The following is an 18,491-nucleotide window of genomic DNA, read 5'->3' as shown; positions in this document are numbered from 1 at the left end:
GCTTTTTGTTGCCTGTCGATTTGTTCAGGACTCTGAAGTACGAGCCCGGGCCTGCGCCGCCTTTGCCGCGCGCAGACGTCGGACCTCTTTAGGGTCAGCCAGCAGCGGGCGGTAGATTTCAATGCGGTCGTCCGCCCGAACCGGCTGCTTCCCCGGGTCCGCAACCGCTTTGCCAAAGATCCCCAGCGGACAATTGTCCAGATCCAATTCTGGAAATTGCATGCCTATCCCACAGCCTTTCACTGCCGCACGAACAGTAGTCCCCGTTGGCACCGCAACACTGAGCAATACCTGCCGGTCGACCGCGGCATACACCACCTCGACTTCGATCATTGGCTCAGGCATGCAACTGCTTGGCCCGCTGACAAAACGCATCGACCAGGGTGTTGGCCGCCTGATTGAACAAAGGCCCCAAGGTCGCGCGAACCAGTGGACCGGCGTAGTCGAACGACAAATCCAGGCTGATCTTGCAGGCCTTCTCGCCCAGCGGTTTGAAAATCCACACGCCGTGCAACTGGTTGAACGGCCCTTCCTCCAGGTTCATCTCGATCGACTGGCCCGGCACCAGGGTATTGCGCGTCACGAAATGCTGGCTGAGCCCGCCCTTGGCAACGGCCAGGCTGGCGCGCATCTGCACCTCACTGCTCTCCAGCACCTCGGCCGACGAGCACCAGGGTAAAAACTCCGGGTAGCGCGCCACGTCGTTGACCAGGTCGTACAAAAACTGTGCCGGATAAGGCAACAGGGCCGAGCGTTGAATATGTGTCGTCATGTCAGCGTCATTTCCACAACTGGGCGGCAAACACTATAAGAATGCCGATGGGCGCCACATAGCGCATCAAAAACAGGGTCAGGGCAAAAAGCAGCGGACTGCGGATCGACAGCTCATCACGAACCGCCTCGCGCCCCATTACCCAACCCGCGAACACCACAAAGCAGAGGCCACCCAAGGGCAACATGATCCGCGAGGTGAAGAAATCGATCACCCCAAAGAAATCCAGACCACCCGCCGCCCCCCATTGGTAGAGGTGGAAAGCCCCGCCTTCGTTCACGAAAAACTTGGCCTGCTGCCAGATATTGAAGGAGAACACCGTTCCCAATCCGACGAACCAGCAGGTAAACGCCAGCCAGAATGTCACCCAGCCGCGACGGATTCGAGTCCGCTCCACCAGGTAAGCCACCATCGGCTCCAGCAGCGAGATCGCCGAGCTCCAGGCGGCAATGGCCACCAGGACAAAAAACACCACGCCCATCAGCTGGCCGAACGCCACATTACCAAAGGCAAAAGGCAAACTGACAAACATCAGCCCCGGACCTTCACTCGGGTTCAACCCCGCGGCAAACACGATCGGGAACAGCGCCAGACCCGCCAGCAGCGAAACGAAGGTGTCCAGCAGCGCCACGCCGACAATAGTGCCGGAAATGGACGAATGCTTCGGCATGTAAGCGCCGTAGATCATGATGGAACCGACACCGACGCTCAGGGAAAAGAACGCATGCCCCATGGCCGGCAACAGGCCGTCGAGCAGTTTGTCGGTGCTGAAGTCGAACATGAAATGCACGCCTTCCATGAAATGCCCGGTGGTCAGGCTGTAACCCAGCAGGATCAGCAGCATCACGAACAACAGCGGCATCATGATCCGCAAGCTGCGCTCAAGCCCGGCCACCACGCCCTTGGCGATGACCGCCGCCGACAACAGCATGAACAGCGTGTGCCACAGCGTCAGCCGCCAGGGGTCGGCAATCACCGTGCCGAAATAGGCTCCGACCTGATCCGCCGTCACGCCCTGGAAATCACCACGGCCCATATCGATGATGTAGTCCAGCGACCAACCACCAACGACGCTGTAGAAGGAAAGAATCAACAAGGCCGTGATCATCCCGGCGAACGCGCCCCAGGACCACTTGGCCGAATGCCCGGCCTCCAAGGCCAGCGCCTTCAAGGCATTGGCCGGGCTTTGCCGGGCGCGACGGCCGATCAGGGTTTCCGCCAGCATCACCGGCACACCGATCAGCGCGATGCAGGCGAGAAATACCAGGACAAAGGCGCCGCCACCGTAGACGCCGACCATATAGGGGAATTTCCAGATACTTCCCAGGCCCACGGCAGAACCAGTCGCAGCGAGTATGAAAACCCAGCGACTGGCCCAGCCGCCGTGGACAGAAACCTTGTCCGTCGACATCAAAAACGCGCCCAACCGAGAAAAAAGAGGGCGCATTGTCCGGGATTCACTCAACCTGCTCAAGCACGCAGCTTCACCGTAGCCGACACGCGTGCAACTGCCTATAATGCCGCCCCTATGGCTAAACAGAAGAAACACCCAACAGGGACCATCGCGCAAAATAAAAAGGCGCGTCACGATTACTTCATCGAACATCGGTTCGAGGCTGGCATGGTCCTGGCCGGCTGGGAAGTAAAGAGTCTGCGTGCGGGCAAGGCACAACTGGTCGACAGTTACGTGCTGCTCAAGGACGGCGAAGCCTGGCTGCTGGGCAGCCACTTCACGCCGCTGACCACCGCCAGCACCCATGTGATCGCCGACCCCGTGCGCTCGCGCAAACTGCTGCTCAACAAGCGCGAGCTGGAGAAGCTGTTCGCTGCCGTGCAGCAGAAGGGTTATGCCTGCGTGTGCCTGTCGCTCTACTGGAGCAAGCACATGGTCAAGTGCGAGATCGCACTCGGCAAGGGCAAGAAGGAATACGACAAGCGTCATACCGAACGCGAGCGCGACTCCGATCGTGAGCTGCATCGCGCGGTGCGCAACAAGGGCAAGGAAGAGTAACGCCCTTCTGCCTTGATGCCATGATCGCGAGCCAGCTCGTTCCTACCAGGAGCGAGCTGGCCAGCGATGAATCTCCCAACTAAATCCCCTTGCGCCGCTCCGCCCGGGCCACGCGCTGCACTTCCTGACGCACCTCTTCCAGCACTTCCTGCACATACAGAATGTGCCGGCTGGAGACTTCGCGCGCCTGCTCGGCACGTCCTTCGATAATCGCCTGGTACAGATCGCGGTGCTGGCTGATCAGCATGTCGCGGGTTTCGGTGCGCTGCTTGTACATGCCGCCAATGTTGGTCACCACGTTGCGCTTGAGCAGATCGAACAGCCCGCGAATGGTGTGCAGCAACACAGCGTTGTGACTGGCCTCGGCAATCGCCAGGTGAAATTGCGCGTCTGCCGCACCCTCTTCCGTCCGGCTCACATCGCCGGCCCGGGAATAGCAATCCTGCAGCTCCTCGAAGGCCGCGGTGAGCCGTTCACGATCCACCTCGGTGGCACGCAATGCTGCGTAATAGGCGCATGAGGCTTCCAGGGTGTGACGAAACTCCAGCAAGTCACGCTGGGCTTCAGGGTTGCTTTCCAACAACTGCAGCAGCGGATCGCTGAAGGTCGAGCCCAGCGACTCCACCACATAGTTGCCGCCGCCCTGGCGACTGACCAGCAAGCCCTTGGCCGTGAGTTTCTGGATCGCCTCGCGCAACGACGGTCGCGAGACACCGAACTGTTCCGCCAACGCACGCTCTGCCGGCAGGCGCTCACCGGACTTCAGCGTGCCCTCGAGGATCATCCCCTCGAGCCGCTCGACAATATCGTCAGACAAACGGCGCTGACGAATCTGATCAAACCCCATAACTCACTCTCCACGATCCCGACCGCGCGCCGGGCTCTCTATTCTGGCCTATCGGGGCCCCGCCAGCACCTATCAGAACGCATGTCGGCGAGCGGATCAGATGCCATCTGCACCGCACCTTCGACAAAAGTTTTAGGGCGGCAAATTGACACACCGCTCACAAGGCTTTTACCCTAGCCAACAGCGATTGTAAATTGGTCTTACCAATTAACCAAATACGCTGACCAGTGCCTGACCAACAACAATTAGGGGCCACCCCATATGCAAACCTGGCAACAGCTTTACAGCCCGCTCGGCAGCCTCGGCCTGTCCGCCCTCGCCGCCGTCATCCCGATCGTCTTCTTCTTCCTGGCTCTGGCCGTGTTCCGCCTCAAAGGACACGTTGCCGGCAGCATCACCCTGGCGCTATCGATTCTGGTGGCGATCTTCGCCTTCCAGATGCCCACCGACATGGCGCTTGCCGCCGCTGGCTATGGATTTGCCTACGGTCTGTGGCCCATCGCCTGGATCATCGTCGCCGCCGTGTTCCTCTACAAACTGACGGTCAAGAGCGGCCAGTTCGAGGTCATCCGCAGCTCCGTGCTGTCGATCACCGACGACCAGCGCCTGCAGGTGCTGCTGATCGGTTTCTGCTTCGGGGCCTTTCTCGAAGGTGCCGCCGGGTTCGGTGCGCCGGTCGCCATTACCGCCGCGCTGCTGGTGGGCCTGGGATTCAATCCGCTGTACGCCGCCGGCCTGTGCCTGATCGCCAACACCGCCCCGGTGGCCTTTGGCGCCCTGGGCATCCCGATCATCGTGGCTGGCCAGGTAACCGGCATCGACGCGTTCAAGATCGGCGCCATGACCGGCCGCCAGCTGCCGCTGCTGTCGCTGTTCGTGCCGTTCTGGCTGGTGTTCATGATGGACGGCCTGCGTGGCGTCAAGGAGACCTGGCCCGCGGCGCTGGTGGCCGGCCTGAGCTTTGCCGTGACCCAGTACTTCACCTCTAACTTCATCGGCCCGGAGCTGCCGGACATCACCTCGGCCCTGGCCAGCCTGGTTTCCCTGACGCTGTTCCTCAAGGTCTGGCAACCCAAGCGTTCGTTCGCCGCGGCCACTGCCAGCGTCGGCGCCGCTGCCGTGCGCAACGGTGGTTTCGGCCAGCCGCGCACCACCCAGCCTTCGCCCTACAGCTTCGGTGAAATCTTCAAGGCCTGGTCGCCATTCCTGATCCTCACCGTGCTGGTCACTATCTGGACGCTCAAGCCGTTCAAGGCGATGTTCGCCGCCGGCGGCTCGATGTACAGCTGGGTATTCAACTTCGCGATTCCGCATCTGGACCAACTGGTGATCAAGAGCGCGCCGATCGTCGCCACCCCGACCGCGATTCCGGCGGTGTTCAAGCTCGACCCGATTTCCGCCACCGGCACAGCGATTTTCTTCTCCGCGCTGATCTCGATGCTGGTGCTGAAGATCAATTTCAAAACTGGTCTGACCACTTTGAAAGAGACCTTCTACGAACTGCGCTGGCCGATCCTGTCCATCGGCATGGTGCTGGCCTTCGCCTTTGTCACCAACTACTCCGGCATGTCCTCGACCATGGCCCTGGTGCTGGCCGGCACCGGCGCGGCGTTCCCGTTCTTCTCGCCGTTCCTCGGCTGGCTGGGGGTGTTCCTGACCGGTTCAGACACTTCGTCCAATGCCCTGTTCAGCTCGCTGCAAGCCACCACCGCGCACCAGATCGGCGTCAACGACACCCTGCTGGTAGCGGCCAACACCAGCGGCGGCGTGACCGGCAAGATGATCTCGCCACAATCGATCGCCGTGGCCTGCGCCGCCACCGGCCTGGTAGGCAAGGAATCGGACCTGTTCCGCTTCACCCTCAAGCACAGCCTATTCTTTGCCACCATCGTCGGCCTGATCACCCTGGCCCAGGCCTACTGGTTCACCGGCATGCTGGTGCACTGATCGCAACACCGAAAGAACCGGCGCCGGAGCATCCTTGCGGCGCCTGCAACTCACAACCCGGTCTGCAAGGCTGCTGAAAGCTTGCCTCTCTATATTCAGCAGCCGCCGCAGACGGATAACCGGGACCACCCGGAGACACGCCTGATGAGCGAGCTTTTTTACAACGCCTTGCCTAACGCGACCCGTGTCGCACCGCCCTTGGCCGAACCACGCCAGTACCCCAGCGAGAAACCGTCGCGGGTCTACCTGTTCGGCACCTGTGTGGTCGACCTGTTCTATCCCGAAGCCGGGATGGATGCGATTCACCTGCTCGAGCGCGAAGGCATTCGCGTGGAGTACCCGCAAGGGCAAAGCTGCTGCGGACAACCGGCGTACACCTCGGGTTACACCGAGCAGGCGCGCACCGTGGCCCGCTCGCAACTGGCGCTGTTCGCCGGCGACTATCCGGTGGTGGTGCCATCGGGTTCCTGCGCGGGCATGCTGCGCGAGCACTACGCGGACTTGTTCAAGGACGAGCCGCAAACCTTGAAGCAGGTGCAGGCCCTGGCCGAACGCACCTACGAGCTGGCGGAGTTCCTGTTGCACGTATGCAAGGTGCAGCTCAAGGACAGTGGCGAGCCGATCAAGGTGGCGCTGCACACCTCCTGCTCGGCACGGCGCGAGATGAACACCCACCTGCACGGTCGTGAGCTGCTGGCACAACTGGGCAACGTGGAGCGGGTAGAACACGACCACGAAAGCGAATGCTGTGGCTTTGGCGGGACTTTCAGCGTCCGAATGCCGGACATCTCCGGCGCGATGGTCGCGGACAAGACCCGCGCACTGAAGGAATCCGGCGCCCACCAGGTGCTGAGCGCCGACTGCGGCTGCTTGATGAACATCAACGGCTCGCTGGAGAAACAACGGGAAGCGCTGCGCGGCCAACACCTGGCCAGCTTCCTCTGGCAGCGTACCGGAGGTGCCCGATGAGCGCCCCGGAGCTTATTCCGACCCTGACCGTGTCGGACGATTTTCGCACCCGGGCCCACCAGGCCCTGGGTGACCGACAACTGCGAAACAACTTTCGCAGCGCCATGGATTCCCTCATGGCTAAACGTGCGGCGTCGTTCAGCGATGCCCACGAGCGCGAACACCTGCGGGCCCTGGGCAATGCGATCAAGGCCCGTGCGTTATCCAAGCTGCCCGACCTGCTCGAGCAGCTTGAACAGAACCTGACCCGCAACGGTGTGACAGTGCACTGGGCGGAAACGGTGGACGAGGCCAATGGCATCGTCCTCTCGATCATCCGAGCTCACGAGGCGCGGCAAGTGATCAAGGGCAAATCGATGGTCAGCGAAGAGATGGAGATGAACCATGTCCTCGCTGAACAAGGCATTGAATGCCTTGAGTCGGACATGGGCGAGTTCATCGTCCAGCTCGACCACGAGAAGCCTTCACACATAATCATGCCGGCGATCCACAAGAACGCCGGTCAGGTCGCGTCCTTGTTCCACGACAAACTTGGCGTGGAGTACACCAAGGACGTTGACCAACTCATTCAGATCGGTCGCAGGGTCCTGCGGCAGAAATTCTTCGAAGCGGACATCGGCGTCTCCGGCGTCAACTTCGCCGTGGCCGAGACCGGCACCCTGCTGCTGGTGGAAAACGAAGGCAACGGCCGCATGTCGACCACGGTGCCACCCGTGCACATCGCCGTCACCGGCATCGAGAAGGTCGTCGAGAACCTGCGTGACGTGGTGCCGCTGCTGTCGCTGCTGACCCGCTCGGCGCTGGGCCAGCCGATCACCACCTACGTCAACATGATCTCCGGCCCGCGCAAGGAGTATGAGTTGGACGGCCCGCAGCAAGTGCACCTGGTGCTGCTCGACAACGGTCGCAGCCAGGCCTTCGCCGACAGCGAATTGCGCCAGACCCTGAACTGCATCCGCTGCGGCGCCTGCATGAATCATTGCCCGGTCTACACCCGCATCGGCGGCCACGCCTACGGCGAGGTCTACCCCGGCCCCATCGGCAAGATCATCACCCCGCACATGGTCGGCCTGGCCAAGGTGCCGGACCATCCGAGTGCGTCTTCGCTGTGTGGCGCCTGCGGCGAAGTGTGTCCGGTGAAGATCCCGATCCCGAGCCTGCTGCGCCGCCTGCGCGAAGAGAACGTCAAGGCTCCGGACAGCCCCCATCAGGTGATGCGCGGCCAGGGCAGCAAGTACTCGCGCAAGGAACGTTTTATCTGGAACGCCTGGGCCAGGCTCAACAGTTCGCCGACCTTGTACCGCCTGTTCAGCCTGGCGGCCACCCGCCTGCGCGCGCTGACCCCGAGCAACGTCGGCCCCTGGACGCAAAACCACAGCGCACCGAAACCCGCCGCCCGGTCCTTGCACGACCTGGCCCGCGAGCATCTGGCCAAACAGGGAGAACGTCGATGAGCGCCAAACAGAACATCCTCGGCAAGCTGCGCAGCAGCCTGAGCGGCACCACGCCGATTGTGGATAACTTCGATGAGGCCCTGGTCACCGAGCCTTACACCTACACACCGGAACAACGCATCCCGCAGCTGCGCAAGCAGATGGAAGCGGTGCACACCGAGATTCATCAGACCACCGCCCAGGACTGGCCGGCGCTGCTCGCCCGCCTGCTGGGCGAACGCCAATTACCGAGCCTGCTGATCGCCCCGACCACGCCCCACGGCCGGCGCGTCAGCCAATACTGGGCCGAGCATCCCGGGTTGCCGGAGTTGAAGGCCTACGATCGGCCCGTCGAGGAATGGAAAGCCGAGCTGTTCAACGACACCCCGGCCAGCCTCACCACCACCCTCGGCGCCATCGCCGCCACCGGCAGCCTGATCCTCTGGCCGACCCGCGAAGAACCGCGGCTGATGAGCCTGGTGCCACCGGTGCATTTCGCCCTGCTCAAGGCCAGCGAGATCCGCGACAACTTCTATCAGGTCCAGCAGGAATACGCCTGGGCCCAGGGCATGCCGACCAACGCGCTGCTGGTGTCCGGCCCGTCGAAGACCGCCGATATCGAGCAGGTCCTGGCCTACGGCGCCCACGGCCCGAAAGACCTGGTGGTGCTGATTCTGGAGGACCAATGAGTCTACCGGCGGCTTTTCTGTGTGATACCCAACAACTGATCCCCCAGGAGCGGCGTTTCGACGATCCGCTCTCCACCCTGGCCTTCGGCACCGATGCGAGTTTTTATCGGCTGATTCCGCAACTGGTGATCCGCGTCGAGTCCGAAGACGAAGTGGTGGCCCTGCTCAAGCTGGCCCAGCGCGACCGCGTACCGGTGACCTTCCGCGCCGCCGGTACCAGCCTGTCGGGGCAGGCCATCAGCGATTCGGTGCTGCTGGTGCTCGGCGATAACTGGAATGGCCGCGAGATCCGCGACCAGGGCCAGCAGATCCGCCTGCAACCGGGGGTGATCGGCGCCCAGGCCAACGCCTGGCTGGCGCCGTTCGGACGCAAGATCGGCCCCGATCCGGCCTCGATCAACGCCTGCAAGATCGGCGGCATCGTCGCCAACAATGCCAGTGGCATGTGCTGCGGCACCGCGCAAAACACCTACCACACCCTGGCCGGCCTGCGCCTGGTACTGGCCGACGGCACTCGCCTGGACACCGAAGACGCCGCCAGCGTCGCGGCCTTTCGCAGCAGCCACGGCGAGCTGCTGGAACGCCTGGCCAGCCTCGGCCGCGAGACCCGCGCCAACAGTGAGCTGGCGGCGAAGATCCGCCACAAGTACCGGCTGAAAAACACCACCGGCCTGTCGCTCAATGCCCTGGTGGATTTCGATGAGCCGCTGGACATCCTCAGCCACCTGCTGGTGGGCTCCGAAGGCACCCTGGGTTTTATCAGCGCGGTGACCTACGACACGGTGATCGACCACCCACACAAAGCCTCGGCGCTGATCGTCTTCCCGGATGTGGAAACCTGCTGCAACGCGGTAACCGTGCTGAAAAACCAGCCGGTGTCCGCCGTGGAACTGCTGGACCGCCGCAGCCTGCGTTCGGTGCAGGACAAACCCGGGATGCCGGCCTTCGTCCAGCAACTGTCCGCCAATGCCTGTGCGCTGCTGATCGAGTCCCGCGCGGCATCTTCCGCGCTGCTGCAGGAACAACTGGCGCAGATCATGGCGTCCCTCGCCTCTTTCCCGGTGGAGAAGCAGGTCGACTTCACCGAAGACCCGAAGGAAAACGCCAAGCTCTGGGCGATCCGCAAGGACACCTTTCCCGCCGTCGGCGCGGTGCGCAAGACCGGCACCACGGTGATCATCGAAGACGTGACCTTCCCGGTGGAACAGCTGGCCATCGGCGTCAATCGCCTGATCGCGCTGTTCGACAAACACCGCTACGACGAAGCGATCCTGTTCGGCCATGCGCTGGAGGGCAACCTGCATTTCGTCTTCACCCAGGGCTTCAACAGCGCCGAGGAAGTCGCGCGCTACCAGGCCTTCATGGAGGACGTGGCGCAGCTGGTGGCGGTGGAGTTCGGCGGCTCGCTCAAGGCCGAACACGGCACCGGGCGCAATATGGCGCCCTTCGTCGAGCTGGAATGGGGCAGCGATGCCTACCAGTTGATGTGGCAACTCAAGCGCCTGCTCGACCCCAACGGCATCCTCAACCCGGACGTGGTGCTCAGCGAAGACCCGCAGATCCACCTCAAGCACCTCAAGCCGCTGCCGGCGGCCGACGAGATTGTGGATAAGTGCATCGAGTGTGGTTTCTGCGAACCGGTGTGCCCGTCCAAGGGGCTGACCCTGAGCCCGCGCCAGCGCATTGTGATCTGGCGCGATATTCAGGCCCGCAAGCGCGCCGGCGTCGACACCACGGAACTGGAAGCGGCCTATCAGTACCAGGGCATCGACACCTGCGCCGCCACCGGCCTGTGCGCCCAGCGCTGCCCGGTGGGCATCAACACCGGCGAGCTGGTGAAGAAGCTGCGCAGCCAGCACGCCACGCACACCAAGGCGGCCGATTGGCTGGGCTCGCACTTCGCCACCACCCTGCAGGGAGCGCGGTTCAGCCTGCATGTGGCCAACGGCGCGCGGATGCTGCTGGGGGCGCCACGCCTGGCCAGGGTTTCGGCGGCGCTGACCAGACTGTCCAAGGGCCAGGTGCCGCAATGGACCAGCGCCATGCCGCAGCCGGAACGGGCCATTCGCTTCAGCCCGGCCGTCAGCGACCAGCGGCCACGGGTGGTCTACCTGGCGGCCTGTGTATCGCGGGTCATGGGCCCGGCGGCCGGGGACAAGGAGCAAAGCTCGCTCTACGACAAGACCCGCGGCCTGCTGGAAAAAGCCGGTTATCAGGTGGTGATCCCGGACAACGTCGAAAGCCTGTGCTGCGGCCAGCCGTTCGCCTCCAAGGGCTACGCGGAACAGGCCGAGCACAAGCGCCAGGAACTGATCGGCGCCCTGCTTCACGCCAGCCGCGGCGGCCTCGACCCGATCTACTGCGACACCAGCCCCTGCACCCTGCGTCTGGTGCAGGACCTGGGCGACGTGCGCCTGGACCTGTACGACCCGGTGCGCTTCATCCGCACCCACCTGATGGACAAGCTCGAGTTCACCCCTCAGGAAGCGCCGGTCGCCGTGCACGTCACCTGCAGCACCCAACACCTGGGCGAAAGCCAGGCGCTGATCGACCTGGCGCGGCGTTGCAGCAACAACGTGGTGATCCCGGAAGGCATCCATTGCTGCGGCTTCGCGGGCGATAAAGGGTTCACCACACCGGAGCTCAATGCCCACTCCCTGCGCAGCCTCAAGGACGCGGTGCAATATTGCAGCGAGGGCATCTCCACCAGCCGCACCTGTGAAATCGGCCTGAGCCAGCATGGCGGGATCGATTATCACGGGCTGGTGTACCTGGTGGACCGGGTGACCCAGCCCAGGCAAGCCTGATCGGCACCAGATAAAAAGGGGCGTTTCGCCCCTTTTTTTACGTCCGCAGGTTCAGTGGTCGCGACCCTGGGCAGAAAAGTAGAACCCTGGCGAACCACCGCAGTCCACCGATCAAGCTCCCGAAAACGGGAGCTTCCTGAAATCTCGGCAGTTCGTACTGATGGCCAGCAGCGCCTGGCCCTTCAGTTCAAGGAGACGCCCATGAAACGCTCTGTACTGTTAGGCCTGTTCGTCACCGCTTCGATCCTGGCTTCCCCCGGCTTCGCCGGGAACCAGGAAGACCTGTGCCAGGTGAACCTGCAAACCATCCGTGATGCACGGACCACCATCCAGGCCGCGGACCTGCAGGCCAACATCGACGCCACCGTGCAACAAGCCCAGGCGGCCCAGGCGAAAAACACCGAGGAAGGCACCAAGGAATGCATCGCCCTGACCACCCGCGCGATCCAGAGCATCCAGAACAGCGCCAAGGGTGAAGGCGGCGGCTAACAGGCCCCGCCTTCGGGATGGCCTTGCGGGCCATTTTGGCGTAGACTGTACAAACCTGCTGGTAATGCACAGCAGGTTCGGGGCCGTTTAGGATTCGACGCCGGTTGCGAAACTTTAGGTGCATGCCGAGTTGGTAACAGAACTCGTAAATCCACTGTTGCAACTTCCTATAGTTGCCAATGACGAAACCTACGGGGAATACGCTCTCGCTGCGTAAGCGGCGCTAGCCTTCCTTCTGGTACCTTCGGGTCCAGCAATCATCAGGGGATGTCTGTAAACCCGAAATGATTGTCATACAGAACAGAATCGCCGTGCAGTACGTTGTGGACGAAGCGGCTAAAACTTACACAACTCGCCCAAAGCACCCTGCCCGTCGGGTCGCTGAGGGTTAACTCAATAGACACGGCTACGCATGTAGTACCGACAGCGGAGTACTGGCGGACGGGGGTTCAAATCCCCCCGGCTCCACCAAACGAAGCAAAAACAAAGCCCGCCTTGTGCGGGCTTTGTCGTTTCTGGCGGCCACCCTCCCCGAAGAGAGGCTTCAGATAATACCCATCCATTCAACAAACCTATTTTCTACGCCCTCACCCTCTCCCCCCAGAAGCCACAGATCTATCCCTTAGATGTGTTGACTTCCCAAAAAATAATAGGGAATCATTCTAGCCTGTTGCTAGCAATCTCTCTGCCTTATACTCTGAAACTTTTCACTGAAGTCATGACTTTAAAATCTTTATAAATTCTGGCTCTGCTACCGCAGATGCTCAATCCGTGAGATCGACTCAATGATCGTTACTCATCTAACTCTGAAAAATTGGCGTAATTTTCGTAGCGTGGACATTCCGCTACGAGAGCGCACCTACCTACTAGGTGCAAACGCCGCTGGCAAATCCAATCTTCTTGACGTATTCCGCTTTCTTCGAGACATAAGCAAACCTCAAGGAGGGGGACTACAGAAGGCAATTTACGATAGAGGTGGAGTACAGAAACTTCGCTGCTTACATGCTCGACGTGACCCAGAGGTCAGAATTGAAATTCATCTTTCTGACAGCGCGGATGATAATGAACCTCTTTGGCGTTATATCTTAGGTTTTAAACCAGAAGGAAAAGGTGCGCAACGAACCCTGATTTCGGTAGAACAAGTTTGGCAAAAACATAAACTACTACTAGACCGTCCAGACAAATTAGATCGTGGTGACCCGGTGCGTCTCACTCAAACTGCGCTGGAGCAAATACAAGCCAACGCTAGCTTTCGTGAACTAGCGAACTTTTTTGGGGACACAACTTATCTTCATCTGGTACCACAATTATTGAAATACGCGGAACAAATTGGTGGCCAGCGTTTAGAGGATGACCCTTTTGGTCAGGGTTTCCTTGAGCGCATTGCTTTAACACCACCTAAGACTCGTGACTCTCGCCTTAAGAAAATTGAAGCGGCTTTAACTTTGGCTGTACCGCAATTTAAAGAATTACGCTTTGCTCCAGACAAGATCAAGGGCCATCCTCATCTCGAAGCTCGCTACAGCCACTACAGGCCAAATGCCGGCTGGCAGCGTGAAGAACAATTCTCGGATGGGACCCTGCGTCTTTTAGGACTTTTATGGGTATTACTTGAAGGAGACTCCTTACTATTACTCGAAGAGCCTGAGCTCTCTTTAAACGACTCAATTGTTAGAGAGATTCCTCGTCTACTTCAGCGCGCACTTCGAGGAAAAAAACAACGTCAAGTTCTTATAAGCACTCATAGTGAAGCACTTTTAAGCAATCCAGGTATTGATGGAAGAGGAGTCTTGCTCTTAAAGCCTGAGCTTGAAGGGACAAGAGTGCGTGGAATTGATGAAAAAGAAGCCTTCGCTTTAGAAAATGGTCTATCAGTGGCTGAAGTCATTTTACCAAAAACGCGCCCCGAGCTAGCAGAGCAGATGAGCTTATGGCAATGAAATGGATATTCCTTGCTACAGAAGATGAACTTAGTGAAAAAGTTGGCATTCGCCTAGCGGCCGAAGCTGGACTCGAAATTGGCCAGTGCTTGAGGCGGAATGGCTTTGGATACCTTAAAAGTAGAGTAGCGAATTTCTGCCAAATGGCGAGACAAGCACCTGTACTTTTAATTACAGACCTAGATAGAAAACAATGCGCCAACACCCTAATTGATGAGTGGCTAGGCAATCATGAAAAACCAGAAAACTTTCTATTTAGAGTTGCAATCCGGGAAGTAGAGTCCTGGATCCTCGCTGATCAAGAGGCCTTACGAAAGCTTCTAGGAAAGAAAGGACAGTTCCCTCATCGTCCAGATGAGCTTGCAGACCCTAAAAGTACCTTTTTATCATTAGCACAAAACGCTCCCAAAAATATAAAAGAAGAGCTTGTTATTCAAAGAGGTTCGGTATCAAGTCAAGGAGTTGGATATAATGCAGTTCTAGGACAATGGGTTAGTGAGAGTTGGAGTCCTACTCGGGCAGCAGAGCGCTCGCCCAGCCTACAACGCACTCGACAGCGTCTACTAGAGCTTTCCGAAAGGCTTAAAAAACCATAAGAACACTAAGCCCTCTCTTTTATACACAGTGAGAAATACCGCTCCCTTCTACACAAAAAAGGCATAAAGAAAACTCCTACAACAATAGGCTATGTTTTAGATTATTGAGCCCGCCTCCCCTTTTCACCTCTCTCCAAAGACAGCTGCCTTCACACGCAAAGCTCTATATGACGACAGTGCAGCTCAGTCTATCGTACCCACCAAATTGTTGGGGCAACTGTGTACAGGTAGCATTCTTAATTCTAGAGGGAACTGCTACTGGTGTTTCTCGTGTACGACGATTGTGATTTGTGAATCACAAGACATTTATAGGATAAGGTTCCTTTCAGCAGTTCTGCGCACCTGCCAAACACTCAAAACAGCACCTCCAACTCCACCCCCTCCGCCATCGCCCTATTCCCCGCATCCCCCGGATGCAGGTGATCGCCCGAGTCGATCAACGGCAACAACCGGGTCGGATGCCGCGGATCGCGGGTCAGTTGGTCAAAGTCGATCACCGCATCAAATGCCCGGCTGCTGCGTATCCATTGGTTGAGCGCCTGGCGCAGTTGTTCCTTTTGCGGGCTGTGGTAGCGCTCGATGATGCTGCCTTCCAGGGCGCCTTCGAAGGGCAGCAGTGTGGTGCCGATGATGCGCAGGTTGTGGCGATGCGCCTGGTCGATCAGTTGTCGATAACCGGCGATTAGCTTGTCCAGTGCAGGCAAGGGTGCGTTGAGCGCGAAGGCGGTGCCGGGCCAGCTGATGTCGTTGATTCCCAGCATCAGCACCACGCTTTTCACCCCGGGTTTGCTCAGCACGTCGCGCTCGAAACGTGCCCGTGCACTGGCGCCCATGCCGTCTTCGAGCAGGCGCGCACCGGATATGCCGCCGTTGAGCACGGCGATGTTTTTGGCGGCCAGGCGCTGGGCGAGGAAGTCGGGCCAGCGGCGGTTGCTGTCCAGGGTCGAGCCGTTGCCGTCGGTAATGGAGTCGCCGAGCACCACCAGGGCGCGGCTGTCGGGCGCGGCGTCCACCAGGATGTCGCTGAGGAACAGCCTCGCTTCCGCTTGCCGCTCACCCGCTAACTGCTGAGTATCGACGTGGTTGCCCGGGGCGATAAACGCGGTTTGCTTGCCGTCCCAGTGGAAGGTGGTCAGCGGCGTGGGCTGCGGCAGGTACAGCGAGACAACCAGCTCACCAAGGGCCGGCACCGCCAACGCCACCGGGTCGCTGGTGCGGGTTTCGCCTGGTGCGATGCTGACCTGTTCCTTGCCGCCAAACGTCAGGATGTGCCCGGAACCTGCACGACCAGACTCCCCCTCCTCCACGGCCGCGACCCGCGCCGCGCCAATCAGCAGCGGCTGCTGGCCGTATTCGTTGGAAAGCACCACCCGCACCCGGCTGCCACCGACACTGACGCGCAGCTTCTGCTGGACGGTGCTGTCGGCCAGGGTTGCGGGAATCCGCGTGGGCAGCGGCAGCTCGTTGCCCCAGGTCGGTTGCGGGCTGGCCATCCAGGTGGTGAGCCAGTTGTCCTGGGCCAGGACCGGGCCCGCGGCGAGCAGGGCCGTCACCATCAGCGGCAGGGAAAATTTTGAGTACAGGGCTTTCATCCGGGTAGCTCCTTGAGGCCGTAAGGCTGAGGCGAGCCAGATTGCTCCATTCGAAATAACCGTGATAGAAGGCATAACTTCATACAGCCCATTCCGATATCGAATACCCATGGACAGCCTCAAAGCGATGCACTGTTTCGTCCGCGCCGTCGAGCTGGGCAGCCTGTCATCGGCCGCCCGCGAGCTGGGCAGCACCCAGCCCACCGTCAGCAAGCTGGTAGCGGCCCTGGAACAGCAGTTGGGCACCCGCCTGCTCACCCGCGGCACCAGCGGGCTGACGCCCACCGAACAGGGCAAGCGTTTCTACGAGCGGGCGAAAGCCGTGCTGGAGGAATACAGCGAAGCGGTGGCCGAGGTGCGCGGCCTGACCGAGCGCCCCGAAGGCGTGCTGCGGGTCAATGTGCCGGTGAGCCTGGGCGTGCTGCACCTCAATGCCTTGCTGCTGGCGTTCATGGCGCAATACCCGGACATCGAGGTGGAGCTGATCTTCAACGATCGCTTCGTCGACCTCACCGAGGAAAACGTCGATCTGGCCCTGCGCCTGGGCGGTGACCTGCCGCCCAACGCCATCGCCCGGCGCATCGCGACGTCGCCGCGCTACCTGGTGGCGGCCCCGGAGTACCTGCGCCAGCATGCGCCCTTGAACAGCCCAGCCGACCTGGGCGAACACAACTTCCTGCGCTTCGCCTGGCTGGCGGCGGGCGACCGTCTGGAACTGAGCGGTCCACACGGTGAGAAGGTCAGCATCACCCCCCAAGGGCGCTATCGGAGCAACAGCTCGTTGGCCATCCGCGACGGCGTGCTGCAGGGCGCCGGGCTGTGCATCACCCCGGCCTGGCTGGTCAGCGACCTGCTGGACAGCGGGCAGTTGGTGCGGGTCCTGCCCGACTGGAGCGGGCCAGCCAACGAGGCATTCCTGATCTACCCCGAGCGCCGCTACCGGCCCCTGCGCGTGCGTTTGCTCATGGAGTACCTGGCCGAGCGGGTGGCGCGCTTGCCGGGCTTCATTCCCTGAACCCAGGGCAAGCGCGTTGCCTGCCATGGACACGATCAATGGCCATTACGATCCCCTTTTGGCCAACCCCGTGCTGTGAATCACAAGCACCCTCAGCAAGAATCGAACCCGGACCACCGACTCGAGTGACCTACGCTGTCACCACAACCGCCCTTGTGAACCTTGACCCTCTTTGTCCTTTGCCTTTCAAGGACCGCCTGCCGCGTACAGAACATAAAAACCATCGCCACGCTGGGGAAACCATTCATGGCCACTATGAAACGCATACTGAGTGCCACCGTTTGTGGGCTGTCGCTGCTGGCCGGCGCGGCACAGGCCGAGCAGCGCGAGCTGCGGGTGTACAACTGGGCCGACTACATCCTGCCGTCGGTGCCCAAGGACTTCGCCAAGAACAGCGGCATCAAGGTCACCTGGGACACCTTCGACACCAACGAATCCCTCGAAGCCAAGCTGCTGACCGGCAACTCGGGCTACGACCTGGTGGTGCCGTCGAACCAGTTTCTCGACACCCAGATCAAGGCCGGGGTGTTCCAGAAGCTCGACAAGTCCAAGCTGCCCAACTGGAAGCATCAGGACCCCGAGCTGCTCAAGCTGCTGGACAGCAACGACCCGGGCAACCAGTACGGCGTGCCCTACATGTACGGCACGGTGCTGATCGGCTTCAACCCGGCCAAGGTCAAGGCCGCGCTGGGCGACAACGCGCCGGTGGACAGCTGGGACCTGGTGTTCAAGCCAGAGTACATGGAGAAGCTCAAGTCCTGCGGCGTGGCCATGCTCGACTCGCCGTCGGAAATCCTGCCACTGGCCCTGCATTACCTGGGGCTGGACCCCAACAGCCAGAACCCGCAGGACTATGAAAAAGCCAAGGATCTGATGCTGAAGATCCGCCCCTACGTCACCTACTTCAACTCGGCCAAATACATGACCGATATCGCCAATGGCGACATCTGCGTGGCCATCGGTTACTCCGGCAGCTTCTACCAGTTCGGCAATCGCGCCAAAGAGGCCGGCAACGGCGTGGTGGTGGACTGGCGCCTGCCCAAGGAAGGCGCGCCGATCTGGTTCGACACCTTCGCCATTCCCAAGAGCGCGAAGAATGTCGCCGAGGCCCATGAGTTCCTCAATACCCTGCTGGACCCGAAAGTCATCGCGCCCATCAGTGATTTCCTCGGTTACCCCAACGCCAACAAGGATTCGATTGCGTTGATCAACAAGGAGATCACCGGCAATACCGACCTGACGCCAACCCCCGAAGCCCTGAAAAAACTCTATGTGGTGCAGCCGCTGCCGCAAAAGCTGGAACGTGTGCGCACCCGGGTCTGGACCAGCATCAAGTCGGATAAATAATCCGCCCTCAGGCAGCCCCGCCCTGGGGCTGCCAGGC

Annotated in this window: 16 protein-coding genes and 1 other RNA gene; 12 read left to right on the top strand and 5 right to left on the bottom strand. The window is 60.6% G+C overall.

The window, feature by feature from the left end; genetic code table 11:
- Positions 1-24: 24 nt before the first annotated feature.
- The 3 genes from AC3RCP_RS05230 to AC3RCP_RS05220 are packed head-to-tail and all read right to left on the bottom strand — an operon-like array spanning position 25 to position 2,183.
- Positions 25-345 carry an RnfH family protein gene (locus AC3RCP_RS05230; RefSeq protein ID WP_492569192.1) on the bottom strand — a complete coding sequence of 107 codons (321 nt, stop codon included), beginning with the start codon at positions 343-345 and terminating at the stop codon, positions 25-27.
- Positions 338-772 carry a type II toxin-antitoxin system RatA family toxin gene (locus tag AC3RCP_RS05225; protein WP_007920838.1) on the bottom strand — a complete coding sequence of 145 codons (435 nt, stop codon included), beginning with the start codon at positions 770-772 and terminating at the stop codon, positions 338-340. Before AC3RCP_RS05225 ends, AC3RCP_RS05230 begins: the two co-directional genes overlap by 8 nt.
- A gap of 7 nt (positions 773-779) precedes the next feature.
- Positions 780-2,183 (bottom strand): sodium-dependent transporter, encoded by a 1,404-nt coding sequence (locus tag AC3RCP_RS05220; protein WP_101336805.1) that lies wholly within the window; start codon positions 2,181-2,183, stop codon positions 780-782.
- 117 nt (positions 2,184-2,300) lie between these two features.
- On the opposite strand from AC3RCP_RS05220, the gene smpB reads away from it, so the two are divergent.
- Positions 2,301-2,783: an SsrA-binding protein SmpB gene (gene smpB / locus AC3RCP_RS05215; protein WP_009042112.1), complete on the top strand. Its 483-nt coding sequence runs from the start codon at positions 2,301-2,303 to the stop codon at positions 2,781-2,783.
- Positions 2,784-2,862: 79 nt separating this feature from the next.
- On the opposite strand, the gene AC3RCP_RS05210 is transcribed toward smpB, so the two are convergent.
- Complete coding sequence (locus tag AC3RCP_RS05210) at positions 2,863-3,630, bottom strand: FCD domain-containing protein (protein WP_492569190.1); 768 nt, start codon at positions 3,628-3,630, stop codon at positions 2,863-2,865.
- A 261-nt stretch (positions 3,631-3,891) separates the two neighbouring features.
- Between AC3RCP_RS05210 and AC3RCP_RS05205 the strand changes: the two genes are divergently transcribed.
- From AC3RCP_RS05205 to AC3RCP_RS05165, 9 genes are all read left to right on the top strand, one after another.
- Complete coding sequence (locus AC3RCP_RS05205; protein WP_097138671.1) at positions 3,892-5,577, top strand: lactate permease LctP family transporter; 1,686 nt, start codon at positions 3,892-3,894, stop codon at positions 5,575-5,577.
- 144 nt (positions 5,578-5,721) lie between these two features.
- Entirely contained in the window at positions 5,722-6,546 is an 825-nt protein-coding gene (locus AC3RCP_RS05200; RefSeq protein WP_492569188.1) for a (Fe-S)-binding protein, read from the top strand.
- On the top strand, positions 6,543-8,000 hold the full coding sequence (locus AC3RCP_RS05195; protein ID WP_101336804.1) for a LutB/LldF family L-lactate oxidation iron-sulfur protein: 1,458 nt from the start codon (positions 6,543-6,545) through the stop codon (positions 7,998-8,000). The genes AC3RCP_RS05200 and AC3RCP_RS05195 overlap by 4 nt, the downstream gene beginning before the upstream one ends.
- Complete coding sequence (locus AC3RCP_RS05190; protein WP_492569186.1) at positions 7,997-8,668, top strand: LutC/YkgG family protein; 672 nt, start codon at positions 7,997-7,999, stop codon at positions 8,666-8,668. The genes AC3RCP_RS05195 and AC3RCP_RS05190 overlap by 4 nt, the downstream gene beginning before the upstream one ends.
- On the top strand, positions 8,665-11,475 hold the full coding sequence (locus AC3RCP_RS05185; protein WP_492569184.1) for an FAD-binding and (Fe-S)-binding domain-containing protein: 2,811 nt from the start codon (positions 8,665-8,667) through the stop codon (positions 11,473-11,475). The genes AC3RCP_RS05190 and AC3RCP_RS05185 overlap by 4 nt, the downstream gene beginning before the upstream one ends.
- 201 nt (positions 11,476-11,676) lie before the next feature.
- Positions 11,677-11,964: a PA2433 domain-containing protein gene (locus tag AC3RCP_RS05180; protein WP_492569182.1), complete on the top strand. Its 288-nt coding sequence runs from the start codon at positions 11,677-11,679 to the stop codon at positions 11,962-11,964.
- Between the two features lie 79 nt (positions 11,965-12,043).
- Positions 12,044-12,435, top strand: a transfer-messenger RNA (tmRNA) gene (gene ssrA, locus AC3RCP_RS05175).
- A gap of 314 nt (positions 12,436-12,749) precedes the next feature.
- The gene (locus AC3RCP_RS05170) at positions 12,750-13,904 is read left to right on the top strand and encodes an AAA family ATPase (RefSeq protein WP_492569180.1); all 1,155 of its coding nucleotides are present in this window, start codon (positions 12,750-12,752) and stop codon (positions 13,902-13,904) included.
- Positions 13,901-14,500, top strand: coding sequence for a DUF4276 family protein (locus tag AC3RCP_RS05165; RefSeq protein WP_492569178.1), 600 nt, complete (start codon positions 13,901-13,903; stop codon positions 14,498-14,500). Before AC3RCP_RS05170 ends, AC3RCP_RS05165 begins: the two co-directional genes overlap by 4 nt.
- Positions 14,501-14,853: 353 nt before the next feature.
- Here AC3RCP_RS05165 and AC3RCP_RS05160 read toward each other — a convergent pair whose 3' ends face one another.
- Positions 14,854-16,092 (bottom strand): SGNH/GDSL hydrolase family protein, encoded by a 1,239-nt coding sequence (locus AC3RCP_RS05160; RefSeq protein WP_492569177.1) that lies wholly within the window; start codon positions 16,090-16,092, stop codon positions 14,854-14,856.
- Between the two features lie 109 nt (positions 16,093-16,201).
- On the opposite strand from AC3RCP_RS05160, the gene AC3RCP_RS05155 reads away from it, so the two are divergent.
- Together AC3RCP_RS05155 and AC3RCP_RS05150 are read left to right on the top strand one after the other, a co-directional pair.
- Positions 16,202-17,107 (top strand): LysR family transcriptional regulator, encoded by a 906-nt coding sequence (locus tag AC3RCP_RS05155; protein WP_492569175.1) that lies wholly within the window; start codon positions 16,202-16,204, stop codon positions 17,105-17,107.
- Positions 17,108-17,353: 246 nt separating this feature from the next.
- Positions 17,354-18,454: a polyamine ABC transporter substrate-binding protein gene (locus tag AC3RCP_RS05150; protein WP_150048907.1), complete on the top strand. Its 1,101-nt coding sequence runs from the start codon at positions 17,354-17,356 to the stop codon at positions 18,452-18,454.
- Positions 18,455-18,491 lie beyond the last annotated feature (37 nt).

The organism is Pseudomonas sp. GW822-FHT05A08 (assembly GCF_058800485.1).
This window is presented reverse-complemented; position numbering and strand designations above follow the sequence as displayed.

Excerpts from the sequence above, each read along its gene's own strand:
- AC3RCP_RS05170 (WP_492569180.1), top strand. The coding sequence starts at position 12,750 with ATGATCGTTACTCATCTAACTCTGAAAAATTGGCGTAATTTTCGTAGC.
- AC3RCP_RS05190 (WP_492569186.1), top strand. The coding sequence starts at position 7,997 with ATGAGCGCCAAACAGAACATCCTCGGCAAGCTGCGCAGCAGCCTGAGC.
- AC3RCP_RS05165 (WP_492569178.1), top strand. The coding sequence starts at position 13,901 with ATGAAATGGATATTCCTTGCTACAGAAGATGAACTTAGTGAAAAAGTT.
- AC3RCP_RS05180 (WP_492569182.1), top strand. The coding sequence starts at position 11,677 with ATGAAACGCTCTGTACTGTTAGGCCTGTTCGTCACCGCTTCGATCCTG.
- AC3RCP_RS05205 (WP_097138671.1), top strand. The coding sequence starts at position 3,892 with ATGCAAACCTGGCAACAGCTTTACAGCCCGCTCGGCAGCCTCGGCCTG.
- AC3RCP_RS05225 (WP_007920838.1), bottom strand. The coding sequence starts at position 772 with ATGACGACACATATTCAACGCTCGGCCCTGTTGCCTTATCCGGCACAG.
- AC3RCP_RS05230 (WP_492569192.1), bottom strand. The coding sequence starts at position 345 with ATGCCTGAGCCAATGATCGAAGTCGAGGTGGTGTATGCCGCGGTCGAC.
- AC3RCP_RS05195 (WP_101336804.1), top strand. The coding sequence starts at position 6,543 with ATGAGCGCCCCGGAGCTTATTCCGACCCTGACCGTGTCGGACGATTTT.
- smpB (WP_009042112.1), top strand. The coding sequence starts at position 2,301 with ATGGCTAAACAGAAGAAACACCCAACAGGGACCATCGCGCAAAATAAA.
- AC3RCP_RS05160 (WP_492569177.1), bottom strand. The coding sequence starts at position 16,092 with ATGAAAGCCCTGTACTCAAAATTTTCCCTGCCGCTGATGGTGACGGCC.
- AC3RCP_RS05200 (WP_492569188.1), top strand. The coding sequence starts at position 5,722 with ATGAGCGAGCTTTTTTACAACGCCTTGCCTAACGCGACCCGTGTCGCA.
- AC3RCP_RS05185 (WP_492569184.1), top strand. The coding sequence starts at position 8,665 with ATGAGTCTACCGGCGGCTTTTCTGTGTGATACCCAACAACTGATCCCC.
- AC3RCP_RS05150 (WP_150048907.1), top strand. The coding sequence starts at position 17,354 with ATGGCCACTATGAAACGCATACTGAGTGCCACCGTTTGTGGGCTGTCG.
- AC3RCP_RS05155 (WP_492569175.1), top strand. The coding sequence starts at position 16,202 with ATGGACAGCCTCAAAGCGATGCACTGTTTCGTCCGCGCCGTCGAGCTG.
- AC3RCP_RS05210 (WP_492569190.1), bottom strand. The coding sequence starts at position 3,630 with ATGGGGTTTGATCAGATTCGTCAGCGCCGTTTGTCTGACGATATTGTC.
- AC3RCP_RS05220 (WP_101336805.1), bottom strand. The coding sequence starts at position 2,183 with ATGTCGACGGACAAGGTTTCTGTCCACGGCGGCTGGGCCAGTCGCTGG.